The sequence below is a fragment of the Pseudonocardia sp. KRD291 genome, assembly GCF_019263595.1.
Lineage (GTDB): Bacteria > Actinomycetota > Actinomycetes > Mycobacteriales > Pseudonocardiaceae > Pseudonocardia.
Genome location: NZ_JADQDD010000070.1, coordinates 1 through 23,157 on the forward strand (window position 1 = coordinate 1; position 23,157 = coordinate 23,157).

At 75.1% G+C, this 23,157-nt stretch carries 21 protein-coding genes; 11 read left to right on the forward strand and 10 right to left on the reverse strand.

Features of this window, described 5'->3' with window-relative positions; translation table 11 throughout:
• The 4 genes from hutI to hutU form a co-directional block, all read right to left on the reverse strand.
• Positions 1-1,136 (reverse strand): imidazolonepropionase (gene hutI / locus I4I78_RS12430; protein WP_218611443.1); only part of this gene is annotated, 1,136 nt, incomplete at its 3' end.
• A 1-nt stretch (position 1,137) separates the two neighbouring features.
• Complete coding sequence (locus I4I78_RS12435) at positions 1,138-2,424, reverse strand: formimidoylglutamate deiminase (protein ID WP_218611444.1); 1,287 nt, start codon at positions 2,422-2,424, stop codon at positions 1,138-1,140.
• Positions 2,421-3,608: an allantoate amidohydrolase gene (locus I4I78_RS12440; RefSeq protein ID WP_218611445.1), complete on the reverse strand. Its 1,188-nt coding sequence runs from the start codon at positions 3,606-3,608 to the stop codon at positions 2,421-2,423. The genes I4I78_RS12435 and I4I78_RS12440 overlap by 4 nt, the downstream gene beginning before the upstream one ends.
• Positions 3,605-5,257 carry a urocanate hydratase gene (gene hutU / locus I4I78_RS12445; protein ID WP_218611446.1) on the reverse strand — a complete coding sequence of 551 codons (1,653 nt, stop codon included), beginning with the start codon at positions 5,255-5,257 and terminating at the stop codon, positions 3,605-3,607. The genes I4I78_RS12440 and hutU overlap by 4 nt, the downstream gene beginning before the upstream one ends.
• Before the next feature lie 132 nt (positions 5,258-5,389).
• Between hutU and I4I78_RS12450 the strand changes: the two genes are divergently transcribed.
• The 3 genes from I4I78_RS12450 (at position 5,390) to I4I78_RS33570 (ending at position 8,346) form a co-directional block, all read left to right on the forward strand.
• Positions 5,390-6,175 (forward strand): IclR family transcriptional regulator, encoded by a 786-nt coding sequence (locus tag I4I78_RS12450; RefSeq protein ID WP_308252058.1) that lies wholly within the window; start codon positions 5,390-5,392, stop codon positions 6,173-6,175.
• Positions 6,176-6,394: 219 nt separating this feature from the next.
• Positions 6,395-7,831 carry a thioredoxin family protein gene (locus I4I78_RS12455; protein WP_218611447.1) on the forward strand — a complete coding sequence of 479 codons (1,437 nt, stop codon included), beginning with the start codon at positions 6,395-6,397 and terminating at the stop codon, positions 7,829-7,831.
• A complete protein-coding gene (locus I4I78_RS33570; RefSeq protein ID WP_308252059.1) occupies positions 7,828-8,346 on the forward strand; it encodes a UGSC family (seleno)protein in 519 nt (172 codons plus the stop codon). Before I4I78_RS12455 ends, I4I78_RS33570 begins: the two co-directional genes overlap by 4 nt.
• Positions 8,347-8,375: 29 nt before the next feature.
• On the opposite strand, the gene I4I78_RS12470 is transcribed toward I4I78_RS33570, so the two are convergent.
• Positions 8,376-9,209 carry an SGNH/GDSL hydrolase family protein gene (locus I4I78_RS12470; RefSeq protein ID WP_218611450.1) on the reverse strand — a complete coding sequence of 278 codons (834 nt, stop codon included), beginning with the start codon at positions 9,207-9,209 and terminating at the stop codon, positions 8,376-8,378.
• Between the two features lie 230 nt (positions 9,210-9,439).
• Here I4I78_RS12470 and I4I78_RS12475 point away from each other — a divergent pair, with 230 nt between their 5' ends.
• Positions 9,440-9,913 carry a hypothetical protein gene (locus I4I78_RS12475; RefSeq protein WP_218611451.1) on the forward strand — a complete coding sequence of 158 codons (474 nt, stop codon included), beginning with the start codon at positions 9,440-9,442 and terminating at the stop codon, positions 9,911-9,913.
• Here I4I78_RS12475 and I4I78_RS12480 read toward each other — a convergent pair.
• From I4I78_RS12480 to I4I78_RS12490, 3 genes are read right to left on the reverse strand one after another with little or no spacing between them, the layout of a single operon-like run.
• Positions 9,834-11,309, reverse strand: a complete 1,476-nt coding sequence (locus tag I4I78_RS12480; protein ID WP_218611462.1) for a GntP family permease — start codon at positions 11,307-11,309, stop codon at positions 9,834-9,836. The genes I4I78_RS12475 and I4I78_RS12480 overlap by 80 nt on opposite strands.
• Positions 11,309-12,913: an amidohydrolase family protein gene (locus I4I78_RS12485; protein ID WP_218611452.1), complete on the reverse strand. Its 1,605-nt coding sequence runs from the start codon at positions 12,911-12,913 to the stop codon at positions 11,309-11,311. Before I4I78_RS12485 ends, I4I78_RS12480 begins: the two co-directional genes overlap by 1 nt.
• A complete protein-coding gene (locus I4I78_RS12490) occupies positions 12,913-14,223 on the reverse strand; it encodes an alanine racemase (RefSeq protein ID WP_218611453.1) in 1,311 nt (436 codons plus the stop codon). The genes I4I78_RS12485 and I4I78_RS12490 overlap by 1 nt, the downstream gene beginning before the upstream one ends.
• Positions 14,224-14,346: 123 nt before the next feature.
• Here I4I78_RS12490 and I4I78_RS12495 point away from each other — a divergent pair, with 123 nt between their 5' ends.
• The 4 genes from I4I78_RS12495 to I4I78_RS12510 all read left to right on the forward strand — a co-directional run bounded on the left by I4I78_RS12495 (position 14,347) and on the right by I4I78_RS12510 (position 17,858).
• Positions 14,347-15,363: a sugar kinase gene (locus I4I78_RS12495; protein WP_218611454.1), complete on the forward strand. Its 1,017-nt coding sequence runs from the start codon at positions 14,347-14,349 to the stop codon at positions 15,361-15,363.
• Positions 15,360-16,118, forward strand: coding sequence for an IclR family transcriptional regulator (locus tag I4I78_RS12500; RefSeq protein ID WP_218611455.1), 759 nt, complete (start codon positions 15,360-15,362; stop codon positions 16,116-16,118). Before I4I78_RS12495 ends, I4I78_RS12500 begins: the two co-directional genes overlap by 4 nt.
• Positions 16,115-16,516, forward strand: coding sequence for a RidA family protein (locus tag I4I78_RS12505; protein ID WP_218611456.1), 402 nt, complete (start codon positions 16,115-16,117; stop codon positions 16,514-16,516). The genes I4I78_RS12500 and I4I78_RS12505 overlap by 4 nt, the downstream gene beginning before the upstream one ends.
• Positions 16,517-16,853: 337 nt before the next feature.
• Positions 16,854-17,858 (forward strand): M23 family metallopeptidase, encoded by a 1,005-nt coding sequence (locus tag I4I78_RS12510; RefSeq protein WP_308252060.1) that lies wholly within the window; start codon positions 16,854-16,856, stop codon positions 17,856-17,858.
• Here the strand turns inward: I4I78_RS12510 and sthA are convergent.
• Entirely contained in the window at positions 17,846-19,342 is a 1,497-nt protein-coding gene (gene sthA / locus I4I78_RS12515; RefSeq protein ID WP_218611457.1) for a Si-specific NAD(P)(+) transhydrogenase, read from the reverse strand. The genes I4I78_RS12510 and sthA overlap by 13 nt on opposite strands.
• Before the next feature lie 291 nt (positions 19,343-19,633).
• On the opposite strand from sthA, the gene I4I78_RS12520 reads away from it, so the two are divergent.
• The 3 genes from I4I78_RS12520 to I4I78_RS12530 all read left to right on the forward strand — a co-directional run bounded on the left by I4I78_RS12520 (position 19,634) and on the right by I4I78_RS12530 (position 22,641).
• Positions 19,634-20,638 (forward strand): LacI family DNA-binding transcriptional regulator, encoded by a 1,005-nt coding sequence (locus I4I78_RS12520; protein WP_218611458.1) that lies wholly within the window; start codon positions 19,634-19,636, stop codon positions 20,636-20,638.
• Positions 20,639-20,746: 108 nt separating this feature from the next.
• Entirely contained in the window at positions 20,747-21,289 is a 543-nt protein-coding gene (locus tag I4I78_RS12525; protein ID WP_218611459.1) for a DUF1707 domain-containing protein, read from the forward strand.
• A gap of 191 nt (positions 21,290-21,480) precedes the next feature.
• Complete coding sequence (locus tag I4I78_RS12530) at positions 21,481-22,641, forward strand: DUF4192 domain-containing protein (RefSeq protein ID WP_218611460.1); 1,161 nt, start codon at positions 21,481-21,483, stop codon at positions 22,639-22,641.
• Between the two features lie 14 nt (positions 22,642-22,655).
• On the opposite strand, the gene I4I78_RS12535 is transcribed toward I4I78_RS12530, so the two are convergent.
• Positions 22,656-23,157 (reverse strand): NAD-dependent epimerase/dehydratase family protein (locus I4I78_RS12535; protein ID WP_218611461.1); only part of this gene is annotated, 502 nt, incomplete at its 5' end.

A 23,157-nucleotide genomic window follows, 5' to 3' on the forward strand; every position in this document is an offset into this window, starting at 1 on the left:
TATACCGCCCAGGTCAGGGGGACTCCCGGACGGTAGGCCAGGTGGGCGACCGACGGGGCGTCGAGGACCTGCACGTCCGCGCGGGCCCCGACGGCCAGGGTGCCGACGTCGGTGCGGCGCAGCGCGCGCGCCCCGCCCAGGGTCGCCGCGCGGACGGCCTCGGCGACCGAGAGCCCGCCCTGCAGCACGGCCAGCGCGACGCACAGCGGCATCGACGTCGTCCAGGAGCTGCCGGGGTTGGCGTTGCTGGCCAGGGCGATCGTCGCCCCGGCGTCGGCGAGGCGCCGGGCCGGCGCCGGGGGCTGGCGGGTGGACAGGTCGCACGCCGGGAGCAGCGTCGCGACGGTGTCCGATCCGGCGAGCGCGTCGACGTCGTCGCCGCTCAGGTGCGTGCAGTGGTCGACGCTGGCGGCACCGTGCGCGACGGCGAGGCGCACTCCCGGCCCGGTGCCGAGCTGGTTGCCGTGCACCCGCAGGCCCAGCCCGGCCGCGGCGCCGGCGCGCAGCACCCGCGCCGAGGACTCCTCGTCGAACGCGCCGTGTTCGCAGAACACGTCGATCCAGCCGACGTGCGCGGCGACGGCGTCGAGCATCGGGCCGCAGACCTGGTCGAGGTAGGCGCCCGGCTCGGCGCCGGCGGGCACGACGTGCGCGCCGAGGAACGTGACCTCGTCGACCACCGCGGCGGCCAGCCGGGCCGCGCGCGCCTCGTCGGCGACGGTGAGCCCGTAGCCGGTCTTGGTCTCCAGGCAGGTGGTGCCCTGCCGGGCGGCCTCGTCGACGTGCCGGCGCAGACCCGCCTCGAGGGCGTCGTCGGACGCGGCGCGGGTGGCCTCGACGGTGGTGCGGATCCCGGACGCGGCGTAGGGCTCGCCCGCCATCCGGGCCGCGAACTCCGCGCCGCGGTCCCCGGCGAAGACCAGGTGGGTGTGGCTGTCCACCCACCCGGGCAACACGGCGCGCCCCTCCACGTCGACGCGCTCGTCGGCGGCCGGCGCGTCGGCGGCGCGTCCGGTCCAGGCGACCCGGCCGCCGTCGGTGACGAGGGCGAACGGCCCGTCCCCGCTCCCGAGACCGTCCGGGCCGTCCGGGTCGTGCGTGGTGAGCTCGGCGATGCCGGTGATCAGGGTCGACACGTCAGTCCTCCCGCAGTGCGGTGATCTCGGCGGCGAGCGCGGCCGCCGGCGCATCGACGCCCTGGTGGACCCGCTCGCGCACGACCCACCGGCCGCCGACCATGACGTCGGTGACGTCGGCGGCGCCGCCCGCGTGCAGCACCCCGAGCGGCGCGGTGCCGGCGGTGCGGACCGAGTCCAGGGCGACGGTGACGAGGTCGGCCGGGGCGCCGACGGCCGGCGCCGCGCCGTCGGTGGCGGCGTGCAGCAGCTGCGCGGGCGAGAATCGTTGCCGTACCCCGTGCGCGAGCCGCTCGTGCATCTCCATGCCGCGGGCCTCCTCGAACGGGTCGACGACGGCCTGGCTGTCGCTGCCCAGGCACAGCCCGACCCCGGCGTCGTGCAGCTCGGAGGCGGGCCCGATGCCGTCGCCGAGGTCGCGTTCGGTGGTCGGGCACAGGCACACCCGGGTCCCGGATGCGGCGAGGCGGGTGAGGTCGTCGCCGGTCAGGTGGGTGGCGTGCACGGCGACGGTGTCCGGGCCGAGCACGCCCCCGTAGTCCAGGACGGCGGTCGGGGTCCGGCCGTAGAAGGCCAGGCAGGCCTCGTTCTCGGCCCTCTGCTCGGACAGGTGCACGTGCAGGGGGCCCCCGGCCGACCACTCGGCGATGATCGGCAGCTCCGACTCGGGCACGGCCCGCACCGAGTGCACGGCCGCGCCGAGGCGGACCCGGTCGCCGTCGTCGACCTTGACGAACGGGTCCAGGCGCTCGGCCCAGGCGTCGGCGTGGGCGTCGGCGAAGCGGCGCTGCACCGGGGACAGCGCCTCGCCGAAGCCGCCGGTGACGTAGCAGGTGTCGAGCAGGGTGAGCCGGATCCCGGCCGCCGCGGCGGCGTCGACGAGCGCGTGGCCCATCGCGTTCGGGTCGTCGTAGGGTGCCCCGCCGGGGCCGTGGTGCAGGTAGTGGAACTCGGTGACGCTCGTGTAGCCGGCCAGCGCCATCTCCGCGTAGACGGCGGTGGCCAGTCGGCGGTAGGAGTCCGGGTCGAGACGGTCGGCGATCCGGTACATGTCGTCGCGCCAGGTCCAGAACGAGCGGGCGTCCGGGGAGGGATGCCCACGCAGAGCGCGGTGGAAGGCGTGCGAGTGGGCGTTCGCGAAGCCGGGCAGGGTGATGCCGGGCAACACCGTCCCCGCCCGCGGCGCACCGGGGCGGACCGCGGCGATCCGGCCGTCGGTGACCTCGATCGCGACGGCGTCCGCGGGCCCGTCCGGCAGCCAGGCGTGCTCGCACCACAGGACGGTCATCGGGCCAGCTCCTCGAGGACGTCGGCGAGCGCGCGGGCGCCGCACTCGACGTCGCCGTCCTCGGCGTGCTCGTCCGGGGCGTGGCTGACGCCGGTCGGGTTGCGCACGTGCAGCATCCCGGCCGGGACGTGCGCGGCGAGCACCCCGGCGTCGTGCCCGGCCGCGGTGGCCAGCATCGGGGCACCCGGGACGGCGGCGGCGAGCCGCGCGGCGAGGGCGTCGTCGAAGGTGACGGCGGGGGAGAGGGACTCGACCGTGAGCGCGACCGTGCAGCCCTCGGCGTGCGCGGCCTCGCGCGCCGCGCCCAGCACGTCGTCGACCACCGGGCCCGGGTCCCCGGCGGGGGTGCGCACGTCGAGCCACAGGTCCACCGAGGACGCGATCACGTTCGTGCCGCCGGGGTTGGGCACCAGGCGTCCGACGGTGGCGCGGGTGTCGCCGGCGCGGGCGGCGGCCCGCCGCGCGGCCAGGACGGTGGCCGCGGCCGGGATCATCGGGTCGCGGCGGTCGGTCAGGGCGGTCGTGCCGGCGTGGTCGCCGCGCCCGGTGAACCTCAGCCGCCAGCGCCCGTGCGCGACGATCGCCGACCCGATCCCGACCGGCACGTCCAGGGCGCGGCCCTGCTCGACGTGCAGCTCCACGAACCGGCCGACCCGCGCGAGCCGCTCCGGGTCCGGCCCCAGGGTGGACGGGTCGTCGCCGCGTGCGGTCAGCGCATCGGCCAGGCTCACGCCGTCGGCGTCGCGCAACGCGCGGGCCCGGTCGGCGTCGAGGTCGCCGGTGAGCAGCCGCGAGCCCAGGCAGGGCACGCCGAACCGGCCGCCCTCCTCCTCGGCGAACACCACGACCGCGAGCGGTCGGGCCGGTGCGAACCCGCGCCCGGCCAGGTCCTGCACCGCGGCCAGCGCGCTCGCCACGCCCAGCGGCCCGTCGAACGCACCGCCGCCGGGCACGGAGTCCAGGTGGCTGCCGGTCACGACGGCGTCCGGGCCGGGGGCGCCCCACCAGGCCCAGACGTTGCCGTTGCGGTCGGTCTCGACGTCCAGGCCGCGCCGCCGCGCCTGCTCGGCGAACCAGTCGCGCAGGTCCGACCCGGCGGCGGTCGCGAGGTGCCGCGAGTACCCGCCGCGCGTCCGGTCCCGCCCGACGTCGGTGATCTCCGCGAGCAGCTCGACGGCATTCATCCCTGCTCCCGCATCGGGATCCGGACCCCGCGCTCGTCGGCGACCTCGACCGCGCGGGCGTACCCGGCGTCGACGTGGCGGATCACGCCGGTCCCCGGGTCGTTGGTGAGCACCCGGGCGATCTTGCGCCCGGCCAGGTCGGTGCCGTCGGCGACGCAGACCTGCCCGGCATGGATCGACCGGCCCATCCCGACGCCGCCGCCCTGGTGCAGCGACACCCAGCTCGCGCCGGACGCGGTGTTGAGCAGCGCGTTGAGCAGCGGCCAGTCCGCGATCGCGTCCGAGCCGTCGGCCATCGCCTCGGTCTCCCGGTACGGCGATGCGACGCTGCCGGAGTCGAGGTGGTCGCGCCCGATCACGACCGGCGCGGACAGCGCTCCGGAGGCGACCATGTCGTTGAACCGCTCCCCGGCCCGCGCCCGCTCGCCGTAGCCGAGCCAGCAGATCCGCGCCGGCAGGCCCTGGTGGCGGACCTTCTCAGCGGCCAGGCGCATCCAGCGGGCCAGCGGCTCGTCGTCGCCGAACAGCTCCAGCACGGCGCGGTCGGTGGCGGCGATGTCGGCCGGGTCGCCGGACAGCGCCGCCCACCGGAACGGGCCCTTGCCCTCGCAGAACAGCGGCCGGATGTAGGCCGGCACGAACCCGGGGATGTCGAACGCCCGCGTGACGCCGGCCAGGCGGGCCTCGCCGCGGATCGAGTTGCCGTAGTCGAACACCTCGGCGCCGTCGTCGCGGAACGCCAGCATGGCCTCGACGTGGGTGGCCATCGATTCGCGCGCCCGGTCGGTGAACTCCTCGGGCTTGTTCCGCGCGTACTCCGCCCAGTCGGCGAGCTCGACCCCGATCGGCAGGTAGGACAGCGGGTCGTGCGCCGAGGTCTGGTCGGTGACGACGTCCACCTCCGCGCCGCGGCGACGGATCTCGGGCAGCACCTGCGCGGCGTTCCCGATCACCGCGACCGACACCGCCTCCCGGGCCGCGCGTGCCGCCGACACCCGGGCCAGCGCGGCGTCCAGGTCGGGGGCGACCTCGTCGAGGTAGCCGGACTCGACGCGGCGCCGTGCGCGGGCCGGGTCGCATTCCACGACCAGCGCCGTGCCGCCGTTCATGGTCACGGCCAGCGGCTGCGCGCCGCCCATGCCGCCCAGGCCCGCGGTCAGCGTCAGCGTGCCGGCCAGCGACCCGCCGAACCGGGAGCGGGCGACGGCGGCGAACGTCTCGTAGGTGCCCTGCAGGATGCCCTGGCTGCCGATGTAGATCCACGAACCGGCCGTCATCTGCCCGTACATGGTCAGCCCGAGCTGCTCGAGACGCCGGAACTCCGGCCAGGTCGCCCAGTCGCCGACCAGGTTCGAGTTGGCCAGCAGCACCCGCGGCGCCCACTCGTGGGTACGGAACACCCCGACCGGGCGCCCGGACGCCACGAGCAGCGTCTCGTCGGACTCGAGGTCGACCAGGCAGCGGCGGATCGCGGCCAGGCTCGCGTGGTCGCGGGCGGCCTTGCCGGTGCCGCCGTAGACGACGAGGTCCTCGGGTCGTTCGGCCACCTCGGGATCGAGGTTGTTGTCCAGCATCCGCAGCGCGCCCTCGGTGGCCCAGCTCCGTGCCGTGATCTGCGTGCCCCGCGCCGCTCCCGTACCTGAGCCCATCGCCCGCGACCTCCCGTTGCACCCGGCGTCCCGCTCCGGGATCGCGTGCTCCAGTGCAGCGCCTCGACGGCGCCGGTGCGAGGGGGTGCACACTGCTCGTGTCTCGGATCCCAGACAACGGGAGGGTCGCCGGTGAGCGGTGGAGTACCGGCGCTGCGCCGCGGGCTGTCGGTGTTGCGGCTGCTCGCCGCGCACCACGGGCCGATGGCGGCGTCGACGATCGCGACGTCGCTGCAGCTGCCCCGCTCGACGGTCTATCACCTGCTCACCGAGCTGGAGGTGGCCGGATTCGTGGTGCACCTGCCCGAGCAGCAGCGCTACGGGCTCGGCATGGCCGCGTTCGAGGTCGGGTCGGCCTACCTGCGTCACGACCCGCTGGAGAAGCTCGCCGCGCCGCTGCTGCGACGCCTGGTCGAACGCGTCGGCCACGACGCGCACCTGGGCGTGCTGCACGGCCGGGAGCTGCTCTACCTGCTACGCGAGAGCCCGGCCCGTCCGGAGGGGCTGGTGACGGCAGTCGGGGTGCGGCTGCCAGCGCACCTGACCGCCTCCGGACGGGCCGTGCTCGCCGGCACCGGACGGGCCCAGCTCCGCGCACTGCTCTCCACCGGCACCCCGCTGCAGCGCCGGACCGCGCGCGGCCCGTCGTCGCTGCGTGCCCTGCACGCGACGCTGGCCGCGGAACGACGCCGCGGGTGGGCGTGCGAGGACGGCGAGGTCAGCCCGGGGTTCGCCTCCGTCGCGCACCCGGTCCTCGGCCCGGACGGGCACGCGGTCGCGGCTCTGAGCGTGACGTTCCGGCACCTGTGCGACCCGGCGTGCGGGCAGACCTGGCCGGAGCTCGCCGGGACGGTGCGGCGCACCGCGCACGAGATCACCCGTCGTCTCGGGGGTGCGCCGGTGACGGTCGGTCGGTGACGGCGGGAGGCGGATGCCGGGAGCGCGCGTCGTTCGCCGCCGATCCCGGCGCCCGCCTCCCGCGAGGTTCTCCCCAGGAATTCGCTCACGAACCGAGAGAGTTGGCGAGCGAAATCCCGTGAGCGGCATCCGGCGGGAGGCAGCCGGCGCGGGGCCGTGAGCAGCTGCCCGCCCAGATCACGTCCGCCGTGTGCCGTGTGCCGGGGCTAGACTGCCGACGTGCCCGAGATCGTCGACGATCTGCCGCGGGACGGCCTGGTCGCGGTCGTCAAGCGGGACTGCCCCACCTGTGTGCTGGTGGCGCCGGTGCTGGCCTCGCTGCCCGGTCTGACCGTCTACTCGCAGGACGACCCCGCGTTCCCCGACGGGATGGCGGTACACGACGACACCGCGCTGGAGACCAGCCTCGCGCTGGACGTGCGGACGGTACCCACGCTGCTGCGGTTCGACGGCGGGGCCGAGACCGCCCGGACCGAGGGCTGGTCCCGCCCGGCCTGGGAGGAGCTCGCCGGGATCACCGGCCTGGGCCCCGCGCTGCCCGAACACCGGCCCGGCTGCGGTTCGCGCACCGGCGACCCGGAGTTCGCCGACGAGCTGCTGGTCCGCACCCGTGGCTCCTCGCTGCGCGCCCGGCAGATCGAGCTGACCGCCCTGGAGGACGAGGCCGAGGCCCTGTTCGACCGGGGTTTCTCCGACGGGCTCCCGGTCGTGGCGCCCACCCCGGCGCGGGTGCTGCGGATGCTGGAGGGCACCGCCCGCGACCCGGGCGAGATCGTCGCCACGGTGCCCCCGGACCTCGTCGAGGTCACGGTGGAGAAGGTCGCGGTGAACGCGGTGCTGGCCGGGTGCCGTCCGGAGTACCTGCCGGTGGTGCTGGCCGCGGTCGAGGCGGCGTGCACCGACGAGTTCAACGCGCACGGTCTGCTCGCCACCACCTGGGGAGCAGGCCCGGCGGTCGTGGTCAACGGACCGGTCGCCGCCGAGATCGGGATGAACGCCCGCGGCAACGCGCTGGGCCAGGGCAACCGCGCCAACTCCACGATCGGGCGCGCGCTGCAGCTGGTGATCCGCAACGTCGGCGGCGGGCGTCCCGGCGGGGTGGACCGTGCGGCGCTCGGACACCCCGGCAAGCTCGGGTTCAGCTTCGCCGAGGACGAGGCGGGTTCGCCCTGGGAGCCGCTGTCGGTCTCCCGCGGGGTCGCGCCCGGGGTCTCGGCGGTGACCGTGTTCGCCGCCGAGGGGCCGCGCGGCCTGGCCGATCAGATCTCGCGCACGCCGGAGTCTCTGGCCCGCTCGCTGGCGCAGGGACTGCGCGGCGTCTCGCACCCCAAGTCGCCGCGTGCCTTCGACGCCACGCTGGTCGTCTGCCCCGAGCACGCGCGGGTGTTCGCCGGCGCCGGGTGGTCGCGGGCCGACCTCGAGGCCGCGCTGGCCGAGGCGTTGCTGCTGGACCCGGCCGAGATCGTCCGCGGGGCGGGCGGCATCGAGGAGGGCGTCCCCGCCGACCGGCTCTCCGGCCCGGTGCCGAAGTTCCGGCACGGGGGCCTGATGCTGGTGCACGCCGGCGGCGGAGCCGGCATGTTCTCGTCGGTGATCGGCGGCTGGGTCGGCGGCCCCGGCGGGAGCACACCCGTCACGAGGGAGGTACGACCGTGATCATCCTGGACCCCACCGGTGAACGCGCGCCGGCACACCGGACCGCACTGCAGCGCCCGAGGGACCTGACCGGGCTGCGCGTCGGGTTGCTCGACATCTCCAAACCACGCGGGCCCGAGTTCCTCGACCGGCTCGAGACGCTGCTCGCCGGGCGCGGGGTGGCGGTGTCCCGCTACGCCAAGCCGACGTTCACCAAGCCGATGCCCCCGGACCTGCGCCGCGAGATCGGCACCCGGTGTGACGTGGTGATCGAGGCACTGGCCGATTGAGGCTCGTGCACGTCGTGCAGTGTGCACGACTTCGTCGCCCTGGAGGCCCAGGGTGTGGTGACCGCGTTCGTCGCCTCCACCGAGTTCGTCGACGCCGCTGCCACGCAGGCCCGCGCGCTCGGGTACGCCGAGGTGCCCGCGGTGTTCGTCGCGCACCCCATCCAGGACCGCACGGACGCGGAGATGGCCGCGTTGGCCGAGGCGGCGTTCGCGCAGATCCTCGCCGCGGTCACGTCCGCGGGCTGAGTCCGGGATCGACCCGGACGTCTCCCCACTCAGGTGCGCGGGGCGGCGCTGCGCAGCGCGGGCAGGTAACCGCGGGCGTAGCCGACCCGGGTCGGGTGGTAGTTGCCGGTGGCCTGCGGGGCGCTCGGTCCGTTGATCCACGGGTCGGCGCTGCAGACCCCGTGCTCGGCGAACGCGCCGGAGACGTCGGCGAAGCGGGCGCCGAAGCGGGTCGCGGTGGCGCGCAGCGAGGCGTTGAGCGTGTCGGCGGCGCGGTTCAGGGACGCGCGACGGGCCGCGTTCGGCACCAGCGCGACGTCGCAGGCCTCGCCCGGCGCGAACAGGCGCGGGTAGCCCAGCACCACGATCCGTGCCGTCGGCGACTGCACCTTCGCCGCGGCGATGATCGCGGTCAGCCCGACCGGCACGAGGTACCGCGCGGCCCGTTCACCCCCGCGGACGGCGCGTTCGCAGTCCTCGTCCTTGCGCACCGTGCTGCACAGGCCCATGACCGGCGCGAAACCGGTGTCGTTGCCGCCCACGGTGATCGTCACCAGGTCGGTCTGCCGGGAGACCGTGCGGACCTGCCTGAGCAGCACCTGCCCTGCGGTCGCGCCGCTGCACGCGACGGAGACGAACGTGGCCGGGTCGGTGGCCGCGGCGAACCGGGCGGGGTAGGAGCGCTCGCTGCGCCGGCAGTCGCCGCTGCTCCCGTCCGGTGCCGCCCCGACCCCCGCGGCGTAGGAGTCGCCGAGCGCGACGTAGTCGACCGGTGCCCCTGCAGCTGCCCCCACCGCCGTGTCCCGCTCCGCCGCCGACGCCACCGGTGCGAGACCGACGAGCAGCAGCGCGCAGGCCAGCACGGGGAGCAGGAAGCGGAGCACGGCTCCATCCCACCCGCGCCCCGGTGGGGGCGGCAACCGCCGAGGGGGTCGGGTCCGGTCGCGGAGCTCGTTCACCGTGTGGGCCGAACGGGTCCGCACGCGCCCAGGTTCCTGCCGGCAGGCCTGGCGTAGGTAGGAACACGGATCCCGTCGTCCGGGTGCGGCGGCGAGCATCGAGGATCGACACCGGAGCAACGACCCCGGCGCAACGACACCGGAGGAGGACCCTCGTGGACGGCGACCGGCTGTTGCACGGCACCCGACGGCTGCTCGGAACGGAGCTGCTCGCCCTCGCGACCGCGGTGAGCTGGTGGGCCTGGACGGCCTGGGACCTGCGCCGCGACGTGGACCCGGTGACGGGCACGGCGACCGGGCCGTGGGCGCTCTGGCAGGTGGCGGGCGTGGTGGTGAGCCTGATCGCCGTCGTGGTCGTGGCGACCCGGTGGCTGCCGGTGTGGGTGGTCCTCGCGGTGGTGCCGGTGGCGTTCACCGGGGCCTGGTCGCTGACCGCCGTCCCGTCGGACACGAGCGGTCTGTGGGCGGTCGGGGCGACGATGGTGCTCGTGGGGTCGCTGGCCGGCACCGCCGCCGTCGCCCCGCTCGCGGCGGTCGCCGCGGACCGCCTCAGACCACCAGCCACATCAGGCCGGCGGCCGCGAAGCCGACGACCGAGAGGATCGTCTCCAGCACGGTCCAGGTCTTGAGGGTCTGCTTGACCGACATGTTGAAGTACTTCGCCACGATCCAGAACCCGCCGTCGTTGACGTGGCTGGCGATGATCGACCCGGCCGACACCGCGACGACGAGCAGCGCGATCTGGGCCTGCGAGTAGCCGCCCGCGGTCACGCTCGGGCCGATGATCCCGGCGGTGGTCACGATCGCGACCGTCGCCGACCCCTGGGCGAGCCGCAGCGCGGCGCTGATCAGGTACGCCGACGCGATCAGCGGCAGGCCGATCGCGCTCATCGAGCCGGCCAGCGCGTCGGCGACGCCGGTGGCCTTGAGCACCGCGCCGAAGAACGAGCCGGCGCCGACGACCAGCAGGATCATGCCGATCGGGCGCAGCGACTCGCCGCTGATCCGGCCCAGCTCGGCCACGCTCGTGCCCCGGCGTGTCCCGAGCAGGTACATCGCCAGCAGCACCGCGATCGTCAGCGCGATGGCCGGTGTGCCGAGCAGGACCAGCACCGAGCGCAGGCCGGAGCCGTCCGGCAGCGCGATCGTGCCCACGGTCGCGCCGAGGATCAGCACCAGCGGGACGGCGATGATCGCGCCGATCAGCCCGACCGACGGCGGGGACGTCGGTTCCGCGCTGCGCGCGACGGTGTCGGTGGCCGTCGCGACGGTCCCGCCCGGGGTGGGCGCGGCGTCGTCGGTGGGCCGGGGCCCCGGGCCCGCGGAGCCGGTCTCGCCGACCACCGCGTCCTCCGGGATCTCGACGAGCACGCGGCGGCCGATGAACGAGCCCCACCACACGCCGCTGACCAGCCACGCCGGGATGCCGCAGACCAGCCCCATCAGGATGATCCAGCCCATGTCCACGTTGAACAGGCCGGCCGCGGTGACCGGGCCCGGGTGCGGCGGGAGGAACGCGTGGGTCATCGACAGGCCGGCGAGCATCGGCATCGCGTAGAGCACCAGCGAGCGTCCGCCGCGCCGTGCGGCCACGTAGACCAGCGGCGCCAGCACGAAGATGCCGATGTCGAAGAACACCGGGATGCCGAGGATGAGCCCGGTCAGGCCCATCGCGAGCGGCGCGCCGCGCGGCCCGAACAGCGACAGCAGGCGCCGGGTCAGGACGTCGGCGCCGCCGGAGCGCTCCAGGATCGCCCCGAGCACGGTGCCGAGACCGATGATCGGCGCGATGTGCCCGAGGATGCCGGCGAACCCGGACTCGAGCAGCGAGCTCGACGACTTGATCGGGGTCCCGACCAGGTCGGTGACCGAGATGCCGGCGACGAGCGCGACCGCCACGCTGACGATGATCAGCGAGATGAACGGTTCCAGCTTCAGCTTGATGATCAGCAGGAGCAGGACGGCGACGCTGACGGCGGCGAGCGTGAGCAGGCCCGCCGTGTCCTGCTGCAGCCAGGTGAGGATCATGCGGTGCTCCCGTCCGGCCGGCGGCGCAGTGCGCGCCCGGCCATGGCCTCGGTGCGGCGTGCGTCGTCGACGGCGAGCTCGCCGTTGACGAACACGTAGGGGATGCCGGCGGGCTGCCGGGCGGGGTCGGCGAACGTGGCCGTGTCGGTCACCGTCCGCGGGTCGAACAGGACCAGGTCGGCCGCGTAGCCGGTGCGGACCAGGCCGCGGTCGCGCAGCCGCAGCCGGGCGGCGGCCCGGCCGGTCAGGTGCCCGACGCACTCCTCCAGCGAGAACAGCTCCAGCTCGCGGCAGTAGCGGGCGAGATAGCGCGGGAACGTCCCCCAGGCCCGGGGGTGCGGCTTCGCGCCGACCAGGAGCCCGTCGCTGCCGCCGGTGTGCCGCGGGTGGGCCATGATCGCCCGGACGTTCTCCTCGTGCCCGACGTGCTGCAGGATCCCGGTCCCGAGGTCGTCGCGCAGGAGCAGGTCGACGAACACGTCGAACGGGTCCCCGTCCCTGTCACGGTCGCCGGCGATGTCGGCGATCCTGCGCCCGACCGTGCCGGCGAGCTCGGGGTTGGTGACGCCGCTGATCTCGATCGTGTCCCACTCCGCGACGACCCCGTGGCAGCCGTCCGAGCCGTGGACCTCGAGGTCCTCGCGGATCCGGGCCAGCGCGGACGGGTCGCGCAGCCGGGCCAGGGTCGCGGCGTGGCCGCCTGCCGAGGACCAGCTCGGCAGCACCGCGGACAGGGTGGTCGCGCCCGGCAGGTACGGGTAGGTGTCGAGGGTGATGTCCGCGCCGGCGGCGATCGCGTCGTCCAGCAGGGTGATCAGCTCGCCGGCCCGCCCGGCGTTCGGCCCGAAGTTCAGCGTCGCGTGCGACAGGTGCAGCGGGCAGCCGGCGCGGACCGTCAGGTCGATCATCTCCGCGTATGCCTCGAGCGCGCCCCTGCCGTAGCTGCGGTGGTGCGGGGCGAAGAAGCCGCCCATCTCGCCGACCACGGTGCACAGCGCGAGCAGCTCGGCGTTGTCGGCGTACATCCCCGGGGTGTAGGTCAGCCCGGCGGAGAGCCCGAGGGCGCCCTGTTCCATCCCGGTGCGCACGATCGCCGCCATCGCGGCGATGTCGTCGGCGGAGGCGGGCACGTCGTCCCAGCCGCACACCAGCGCCCGGACGACGCCGTGCGGGACCAGGTAGGCGGCGTTGCCGGCGATGCCCTCGTCGAGGCGGTCCAGGTACTCGCCGACGCTGCGCCAGCTGAAGTCGAAGTCGTGCGGGTCGGAGTTCCAGCCGGCGATCTTGCGGCGGAGCACCGCGAGCACGTCGTCGTCGACCGGGGCGTAGGACAGGCCGTCCTGGCCGAGCAGCTCGGTGGTGACGCCCTGTCCGATCTTGGCCAGGTGGTCGGGCGCGGTGAGGATCTGCAGGTCGGAGTGGGCGTGCATGTCGATGAAGCCGGGGGCCAGCACCAGCCCGCCCGCGTCGACGACGCGGTCGGCGGGGCCGTCGGGGCGGCCGATCGCGGCGATCCGGCCGCCGTCGAGCAGCACGTCGGCGCGGTAGCGGGGCGACTCGGTGCCGTCGACGACGTCGGCCCCGCGGATCAGCGTGCGCATCAGAAGTAGGTCCGCACGAGGTCGGTGACGACCGGGTCGTCGCCGCCCGGCTCCACGACCGGGATCCACTGCCACTTGTCGAACGCGGTGCACGGGTGTGACAGGCCCAGGCGCACCACCTGCCCGACCCGGACGGCGGCGTCGGTGCGCAGGAACGCGTGCTGGTCGTTGACGGCGGTGATCTCGCCGGTCAGCGCGACGGCGGGCGACCCGAGCGCGTCGGCGAGCAGCTGCGGCTCGGGCAGCCCCTCGTCGAACGGGACGTCGCGCTTGCCGGCGTCGAGCAGCGCGAGCCCGGGCTCCGGGGTGGACACCACGCGGGCCCAGGCGTGCATCGCCGGGCGCAGCGGCGTGCCCGCGCCGCGGGCGAACGGGGAGATGCCGCGGTAGAAGCCGTCGTCGTGCACCAGGTAGGCGCCCGAGCGCAGCAGCACCCGGGTCCGGTCGTCGGCGAGGCCGGCGAGGACGTCCGCGACCTCGTCGAAGTAGGCGCTGCCACCGGCGGTGACCACGACCTCGGCCGTCTCGTACTCCCCGGCCAGCGCGCGGTGCAGCTGCGCCATCCGCTCCAGGTACCCGCGGACGGCGGCGAGCGCGGCGGGCGAGGAGTCGTGGGCCAGGGCGCCCTCGTACCCGCCGACCCCGCCGAGGCGCAGCACCGGGCTGGCCACGACGGCCGCCGCGACCCGCTGCGCCTCGGCGACGGTGCGGGCCCCGGTCCGGCCGCCGTCGCCGCCGAGCTCGACCAGCACGGTGAGCGGGCGGGCCGGAGCCGAGTCCTGCGCCGACCCCAGGGCGGCCTCCATCGCCGCGACCGCGTCCGGCGAGTCGACCCAGCTCAGGATCTCCAGATCGGGGTCGGCGTCGCGCGCCGCGGCGACGGCGGCGACCGCGTGCGGGTCGACGAGGGTGTTGGCCAGCTGGACCCGCCGGACCCCGAACGCGAGCGCTACCCGCAGCTGCGAGGGCGTGGCCACGGTGATGCCCCATGCGCCGGCGCGCAGCTGCAGGTCCCAGAGCGCGGGTGCCATCGTCGTCTTGCCGTGCGGGGCGAGGCCGACACCGCGCTCGGCGCACCAGCCGGCCAGGTGTGCGGCGTTGTCGCGCAGCGCGGCACCGTCCAGGACGAGCAGCGGGGTGCCGAACGCGGACAGCCGCGGCGCCGTCGCGAGGAACGCGCCGACGGTGGTGTCCGCGGCCGCCGGCAGCGACTTGGCGAGCGGGCCGGGCCGGGCGTCGGAGAGCGCGTCCAGGGCCAGGCCCGGGGGTGTGCCCGGGGGTGTGCCCGTTGGTGTGGTCGTGCCCGTCATGACGGGTCCTTCTCTCGGTGTGACCAGCATGATTGCGTATACTGCAACCTGTGTTGCGTTTAATGCTCCGGTGGTTGTAGCATCGCCGCCGTCGAGGCGTCAACGGGTACGGGAGTGCAGCGGATGGATCGGAACGGCCCGCGAGCGGCGCCCGTCGTGTGCCTCGGCGAGGCGCTGGCCCTGGTGCCGGACCTGGCGGCGGGCCCCGGCGCGGCGACCGCCGCCGGTGCCGAGGTCAACGTGGCGTGCGGGCTCGCCGCCGCGGGCGTGCCGGTCACCTGGGTCGGACGGCTCGGCGCCGACGGGTTCGGCGCGGTGGTGCGTGCGCAGCTCGACGGGCGCGGGGTGGACACCGCGGGCGTGCAGACCGACCCGTCCCGGCCCACCGGTCGCTACGCCAAGTCCGTCGGGGCCGGGGTGGACGGGGAACCTGCCACCCGCATGCACTATCTGCGGGCGGGCTCGGCCGCGTCCGCGATGGGTCCGGACTTCCTGGGGCTGCCCGCGGTGGCGCGGCGCCTGGCGGCGGCACCGGTCGTGCACGTCGGCGGCATCACCGCCGCCCTGTCGCAGAGCTGCGCGGCGATGATGACCACGCTGCTCGCCGCGCCCCGGCCGGGCCGGCTGGTGTTCGACGTCAACTGGCGCGAGCAGATGTGGCCCGCCGGGGACCCCGCGCCGGTGCTGCGCCTGGCGCAGCGCGCCGACGTCGTGCTCCTCGGCGCCGACGAGGCGCGCCGGGTCTGCGGGACCGACGACCCCGCCGCGCTGCGCCGGCTGCTGCCCGCGCCCGAGCTGCTGGTGCTCAAGGACGGTGCGCGCCGTGCACTCGCGATCACCCGGGACGGCGAGGTCGTGTCCCGGCCCGCGCTGCAGGTGGACGTCGTCGAACCGGTCGGGGCGGGCGACGCGTTCGCCGCCGGCCTGGTCACCGGGCTCGTCCGCGGCGAGCCGCTGCCGCGGTGTCTGCGGCGCGGTCACCTCGGTGCGGCCGCGGTGCTCACCGTGGCGACCGACTCCGCGCCGCCGCTGCGAGGTCCCCTGCGAGGTCCGCTGCCGGAGTCGTTGCTCGAGGCGACCGAGCGGGAGTGGTCCGACGTGCGGGTCGACGCCGACGGGTTCCGCGAGGGCGTCCGGTGAGCAGCGTGGACAAGGCGCTGCGGATCCTGGTGCATCTCGGGGACGGGCCGGCGTCGCTGGACGACCTCGCGTCCGCGCTCGAGGTGCACAAGACGACGGTGCTGCGGCTGCTGCGCACGCTGGCCGCCGACCACTTCGTGCACCGCGACGGCGCGCAGCGCTACCACCTCGGTGCCCGGCTGTTCGAGCTGTCCTCGCGTGGCCTCGACCAGCACGAGGTGCGCACGATCGCGGCGCCGCACCTGGCCGCGTTCAACGCCGAGCACGGCCGCACCACGCACCTCTCGGAGCTGGTCGGCAGCGAGATCGTCTACATCGACAAGCTGGAGTCGCACGACCACGTGCGGATGGCGTCGCGGATCGGGCTGCGCGCCCCGGTGCACTCCACGGCGGCCGGGAAGGTGCTCGTCTCCGACCTGCCCCCGGCCGAGCTGGAACGGGTGCTGGCCGGCACCGGCTTCGCCCGGGCCACCCCGAACACGATCACCACCCGGGAGGGCTACCTGGCCGAGCTCGCCCGGGTGCGCGAGCAGGGCTGGGCGCACGACGCCGAGGAGAACGAGCCCTCGATCAACTGCATCGCCGCGCCCGTCCGCGGTGCCTCCGGCCGCGCCGTGGCCGCCGTCTCGGTGTCGGTCCCCGACATCGTCATGAACGACGACGCGCTCCTGGCGCTCGTCCCGTCGCTGCTGGCCGTCACCGAGCGGATCTCGGGTGAGCACGGCTGGCGGCCCACCCCGAGAGGACATCCGTGAGCAAAACCGTGGTGACCACGAACGACGCGCCCGCCCCGGCGCACACCTTCAGCCAGGGGGTACGCAAGGGAGGGCTGCTGCAGGTCTCCGGCCAGGGCCCGATGGACCCGGCCACGAAGGCCTACATCGCCGAGGGTGACGTCGCGGCCCAGACCACCCGGACGCTGGAGAACGTCCGCGCGATCCTGGAGGCGGGCGGGTCGTCGGTGGAGGACGTGCTGATGTTCCGCGTCTACCTGACCCGGCGCGAGGACTTCGCCGCGATGAACGCCGCCTACGGCGAGTTCGTGGCCCGGTACGTTCCCAGCGGCGAGCTGCCCGCCCGGACGACGGTGTTCGTCGGCCTCCCGCACGAGGTGATGCTCGTGGAGATCGACGCGCTCGCGGCCGTGGGCTGACCTTCCCCGCCCCGACCGCGTCCCCGGCCGGCCGCTCGCCTGCGCGTGCCGTTCGTCGACGTCGCAGGTCGGAGCGGGTGCGACGGGGCAACGGTGGTCCGCAACACGCGGTGAACGGCAGGTGGACCGGCTCCGGCGGCTGCGCATCCCGCTCGTCGCCGGCGACCTTCCGGTGGTCTCCGGGACCACTCGATCGTGTTCAAACCTCCGGCGTGTCGGGTTAGCGTGGCTCTCAGATCACGAACTGGTCACGAAACGGACGCGACTCGAACCCCCGATCGAGTCCTCCCGCTCCCCACGGGAAGTCCGGCCAGCGCGTGTTCCGGAAAGGTTGACCGTGGCACGGCATCGCTCCCCCCAGGGCCGTCGCGCGAACCTCGGGCTCCTGTCACCGCAGTTCGCGGTGACAGGGGCCGGAGGAGCCGCCGGCTTCCGTACCGGCGGCCCCTACGTCCGGCACTCCCGGTCGTCGTCGCCGCTGGGCACCCCGTCCGGCCGGGTCGCGGCCGCGGTCCTCGCCGTCTCCGCCGTCGCCGGCACCGCGCACCTCTCGACGCAGGGCACGCTGCTGCCCGACGCCGAGGAGGTCTCCGGCTGGTTCGCCACCGGCGCAGCCGACATCGCGGTCCCCGCCCCGCGCGATGCGCCCGACGCCGCGCCGATCGCCGACGCCGCCACGATCGCGGCGCTCGGGTCGACACCGGCCAGGGCCGCCGGTGGCGCCCCGGCCCGGTCCGTGGCCGCGACGGCGCTGACCGGCGCGGGCGTGCGCGATGTCGCAGGGCGCGCCGCGTCGGCCACGCAGCAGGCCCGGGAGACGGCCCGCGCGCTGCGCGCGGAGCAGGCCGCCGCCGCGGCCGCCGCGGCCACCGCCGCGAGGTCGGCTCCGGCCGCGAGCGCCGCGCAGGCCCCGGAGTCCGGATCGACCCAGGCCGCCTCGTCCGCGTCCGGTGGTGCGGTCAAGATCGTGTCCGGGCGGGTCAGCTCCGGCTTCGGCTCCCGCTGGGGGACCGCGCACAAGGGCCTGGACATCGCCGCCCCGATCGGCACCCCGATCAACGTCCCGCTGGCCGGCACCGTGATCAGCTCCGGGCCGGCGTCCGGGTTCGGGATGTGGGTCCGGGTGCGCCACGACGACGGCACGGTCACCGTGTACGGGCACATCAACCGGTCCCTGGTGACGGTGGGCGAGAAGGTCTCGGCCGGGCAGCAGATCGCCGAGGTCGGCAACCGCGGCCAGTCCACCGGCCCGCACCTGCACATCGAGGTCGTCACCCCGGGCGGGACGAAGGTCAACCCGAAGCCGTGGCTCGACGAGCACGGGTTCCGCTACGGCGCCTGATCCGCGTGCGCACCCGGGACGCCGTTCGTGCCCGATGACGTCGCGTCCGTCGCGTCCGCCGCGGTCGTCGCTGCCTCGCGCCTCTCGAAGGCCTCCAGCGCCCGGATCTTGTTGCTGACGTCGAGCGCGGCGACCTTGTAGGCCTCGGACAGCGTCGGGTAGTTCAGCACCGTGTCGACCAGGTAGTCCACGGTCCCGCCGCAGCCCATGATCGCCTGCCCGATGTGCACCAGGTCGGTGGCGTTGGTGCCGAACACGTGCACGCCGAGCAGCGTCCGGTCCGCGGTGGAGACCAGCAGCTTGAGCATCCCGTAGGAGTCGCCGATGATCGCGCCGCGGGCCAGCTCCCGGTAGCGCGACAGGCCCACCTCGTAGGGGATCGCCGCCTCGGTCAGCTCGGCCTCGGTGCGGCCGCAGAACGAGATCTCCGGGATCGTGTAGATGCCGATCGGCTGCAGCTCGCGCAGCTCGCGGGCCGGTTCGCCGAACGCGTGGTAGGCCGCGAGACGGCCCTGGTCCATGCTGGTCGAGGCGAGCGCCGGGAAGCCGATCACGTCGCCGACGGCGTAGATGTGCTCGACCGACGAGCGGTAGTTCGCGTCGACCTCGATCCGGCCGCGTTCGTCCGCCGACAGGCCCGCCTTGTCCAGGTGCAGCGCCTCGGTCAGGCCCTGGCGGCCCGCGGAGTACATCACCATGTCCGCCGGGATCCGCTTGCCGCTGGCCAGGTTCGTGATCGTGCCCATGTCGGTGACCTGCACCGACGAGACCTCCTCGGAGAACCGGAACGTCACCGCCGAGTCGCGCAGGTGGAACTTGAGCGACTCCACCACCTCCGGGTCGCAGAAGTCCAGGATCGCGGGACGCTTCTCCACCACGGTGACCTTCGTGCCCAGCGCGGCGAACATCGACGCGTACTCGATGCCGATCACCCCGGCGCCGACGACGACCATCGAGCTCGGCACCCGGCCGAGCTCGAGCACCTGGTCGGAGTCCACGACGTGCTCGCCGTCGAACTCCACCTCGGCCGGGCGCGCCGGGCGGGTACCGGTGGCGATCACGAACTTCTCGGCCGTGACCTGGTTGTGGTCGCCGCGGCCGGGGCCCTGGACGACGACCGTGTGCGGATCGGTGAACATCGCCGTCCCGGTCAGGATGTCGACGTGGTTGCGCATCAGCTGGTTGCGCACCACCTCGACCTCGCGGCCGATCACGTGCTGGGTACGGGCGAGCAGGTCCGCGATGGTGATCTCGGACTTGACCCGGTAGCTGGCCCCGTACATCTCCCGCTGGGCGAACCCGGTCAGGTACAGAACGGCCTCGCGCAGCGTCTTGGACGGGATCGTCCCGGTGTTGACGCAGACGCCGCCCATCATGTGGCCGCGGTCGGCCACCGCGACCCGCTTGCCGAGCTTGGCCGCCGCGATCGCGGCCTTCTGCCCACCGGGGCCGGAGCCGATCACCACCAGGTCGTAGTCGTACACCCGTGCCCCCGAGACTCGTCGCGCCGGTGCCGGTCGGGCCGCCGGTGTGCTCGCCCGTCAGACTGGTCGCCGCGCCGGGGCGGGGCAAGCGCGGGTGTGTGAACACCCGGTCACGAGGTCTCGTGCGGGAGATCATCGGGGGCCGGTATCGTTCCCACCCCGTCGACGAGAACGCCTCCGGGCCCGGGGTGCCGATGTCGACGCCCGGACGGACCGGATCGCTCCGTGCCCCGTTTCCTACCGGGTCCGTCACCGACCCGGGCGGGCGGTTCCGCGCGAGGGAGGGCGGTCATGGCCACCATCACCGACGTGGCGGCGCTCGCGGGCGTGTCCACGGCGACCGTGTCCCGGGCGTTCAACGGCAAGTCGACGGTGGACCCGCTGCTGGCCGAACGCGTGTTCCGGGCCGCGGGCGAGCTGGACTACCGGCCCAACGGCCTGGCCCGCAACCTGCGCCGGCAGGTCACCACGGTGCTGGCGCTGATCGTCTCCGACGTGGAGAACCCGTTCTTCACCTCGCTCGCACGCGGGATGGAGGACACCGCGCAGACCGCCGGCTACTCGGTCGTGCTGTGCAACTCCGACGACAGCGCCGACAAGGAACGCCGCTACCTCGAGGTGGCGCTGCAGGAGCGGATGGCCGGGGTGGTGATCTCCCCGAGCGGGCCGGTGGACGGGGTCGCGATGCTGCGTGACCGCCGCGTCCCGGTCGTCGCGGTGGACCGCCCGGTGCCCGGTGACGCCGGTGGAACCGTGGACCAGGTGCTGGTGGACAACCGCACCGCGGCCCGCGAGGCCACCGCGCACCTGGTCGCGCAGGGGTACTCGCGGATCGGCTGCCTCACCGGCCCGGCCGGCGTCGCGACGGCCGACGAGCGCCTCGACGGCCACCGCGACGCGCTGGCCGCGGCCGGGCTCCCCGCGGCCCCGCAGCACGAGTGGCATGCCGACTACCGGCCCCTCGGGGCCCGGGAGGTGGCGCGGGAGGTACTCGACGGCGCGGACCGGCCGGACGCCCTGATGGTGGCGAACAGCGCGATGGCGATCGGGGTGCTGGAGGCGATGAACGAGCGTGGGCTGCGTCCCGGCCGCGACCTCGGGCTCATCGCCTTCGACGACGCCCCCTGGACCCGTGCGGTGACGCCGCCGCTGTCGGTCGTCGCGCAGCCGGCCCACTCCATCGGGTCCGAGGCCGCCCGCCTGCTCCTGGCCCGGATCGCGGAGCCGGACGCCGCGGCCGTGTCCACGGTCCTCGAGGCCCACCTGGTGCCGCGGGGGAGCTCGCGGCGCGACTGAGCTTCGTCCTCCTCGTCCCCTCCCGTCCGGTTCTCATGATCGTGATCCGTGCAGGTCAGAGGGCTGCGGACGTTCCGCTGCGGGGTCGGTGGTGGCACGCTCGCGGGTATGACGCAGGGGGACGCGGTGGAGGCCGGCAGGCCGGGGCCGGAGATGCGGATCGGCACCGCCGAGCGGGAGTCGGCCGCCTCGGCACTGAACGAACACCTGAACGCCGGACGGCTGGAGGTACAGGAGTACGCGGACCGCTCGGCCCGGGCCGCGAACGCCTCGGTCGCCCACGAGCTGACCGAGCTGTTCACCGACCTCCCGGCGCCGCACCCGGCACTGCCCGGGGCGGCACCGGCCCCGGTCGCCGCACCGCCCGCGGAGGTCGATCCGGCCCGGCCGAGCGCGATGGACACCTGGGGCCCGCGGATCGTCGCGGCCGGCCCGATCGTCGCCCTGGTGCTGTTCCTGGTGTTCCGCGAGTGGTGGTTCTTCCTGCTCGTGCCGCTGGCCGGGGCGGTCGTCTACGGCGGCCACGGGTCCTACGGCGGCCACGGGTTCTCCGGCGGACACGGCCATCGACGACGCGACGACCGCCACCAGGGGCGCGACGAGCGCCGGACGGCCGCCGACGAGCCGCGGGACCGGCGCGACGGCACCTGACCGCGGGCCCCGCGGGGGCACGGCCTCCCTCGCCCGACACATGAGGGCACCGACGACCTCGCGCCGGGCTGGGCCGTTCGCCGAGGCTTCGTCCACAACGTGGCCGTGGGGCCCGGACCCGGGCACCACGGTGCACAGCCGTCCGGACCAACGACCTCCGCCGCGTCCGGGCCGCGGCGCACGATCGCGCCATGACCACCGATTCCCCAGGTTCTCCCGTACCCGACGACCGGCTCCCCGCAGGGGACCTCGCCGACCTCGAACGTCTCGACGGCCTGTCGGGCCCGACCGACCTCGCCGAGCTCGTCGGCGCCGAGGCGACCCTCGGCGTGGTGCGGGTCAGCGGCACGGGCGACCTCGTCGCGTCGCTACCGGTGCTGATCGGTTACCACCCGAGGGACTCGTTGCTGCTGGTCGGCTTCGGGGGCCCGAACGGGAGACGGGTGGGGCTCACGATCCGGGTCGACCTGCCGCGGCCGGACGACGTCGGGTACGTCTGCGCGGACGCGGTCGGCGCGCTGGCCACCGATGTCCCGGCCGGTGCCGCCGTCGTCGTGGTCGACGGCGGGGTGGCCGGGTCCGCCGGCCCGTACCGCAGCGACGTGGCGGCCGCCACGCGGTCGATGCTGCTCGAGGCGGGGATCGAACCGCAGGTCCTGGTGTGGGCGGCCGGGACCGGGCGCGGGGACCCCTGGGCCTGCTTCGACCTGCCGGGCCAGCGTTGCGGCTGCACCGGGGTGCTGCCCGACCCGGCGGCGACGCAGGCCGCGGCCGCCGCGGTGCGACGGGGAGCCGTCGTGCTCCCGGACCGGGCGGCGCTGCAGGACGTCCTCGCCGCCGACAGCGAGTCCGTGCTGCGCCGGCGGTCCGGGTTGCGCGCCGCCGAGCTCGGCCGGGCCGGGGAGCGGGCCGCGGCGGGAGACGACCCGGGGCCCGAACGCACCGCGGAGCACCTGGAGCTGCTGCGAGGCTGCCTCGACGACGCGGCCCGGTGCCGGCTGGTCGTCGACGACCGCACCGTCCTGGGCTTCTGTGCGGCGTTCGACGTCCCCGCGGTCCGCGACGCCGCGGTACGGCACTGCCTCGGTCCGGACGCTGCGCACGCCGAGCAGCTGTGGGCGGCGTTGGCCCGGTCGATGCCGGCCCCGGAGTGCGCCGACCCGGCGGCGCTGCTCGCGGCCTGCGCGCTGCTGCGCGGCGACGGGGCACTGGCGGTGATCGCCGTGCAGCGGGCCCTCGACGCGTTCCCGGCCCACCGACTGGCCGGGATCGTGGACGAGATGCTGCGCCGGGTGGCCGGTCCGGCCCCGCTGCGCAGCCTGCTCGAACGGGCCTACGGCCGGCCGCGGTGACGACCGGCGTCCGGTCAGGCGCGGCTGCCGGCGAACGCCCAGGCGTCGCCGACGATGCGCTGCAGGTCGGTGCGGCTGGGCTTCCACCCGAGCTGCTCCGCGGCCCGGTCGCTGGAGGCCACGAGGACGGCCGGGTCACCGGCACGGCGCGGTGCCGTGACGGCCGGGATCGGGTGCCCGGTGACCGCGCGGGCGGCCTCGATCACCTCACGGACCGAGAAGCCCTGGCCGCTGCCCAGGTTGTAGATGTCGTGCCGGCCCGGCACGGCCTGCTCCACGGCGAGCAGGTGCGCGTCGGCGAGGTCGTCGACGTGGATGTAGTCGCGCACGCAGGTGCCGTCCGGCGTCGGCCAGTCGTCGCCGAACACCGAGATCGACTCCCGGGTGCCCTGCGCCACCTGCAGTACCAGCGGGATGAGGTGGGTCTCCACGGCGTGCCGCTCGCCGAACCCCTCGTGCGCACCGGCGACGTTGAAGTAGCGCAGGCTCGTGGCGGCCAGGCCGTGCGCGTCCGCG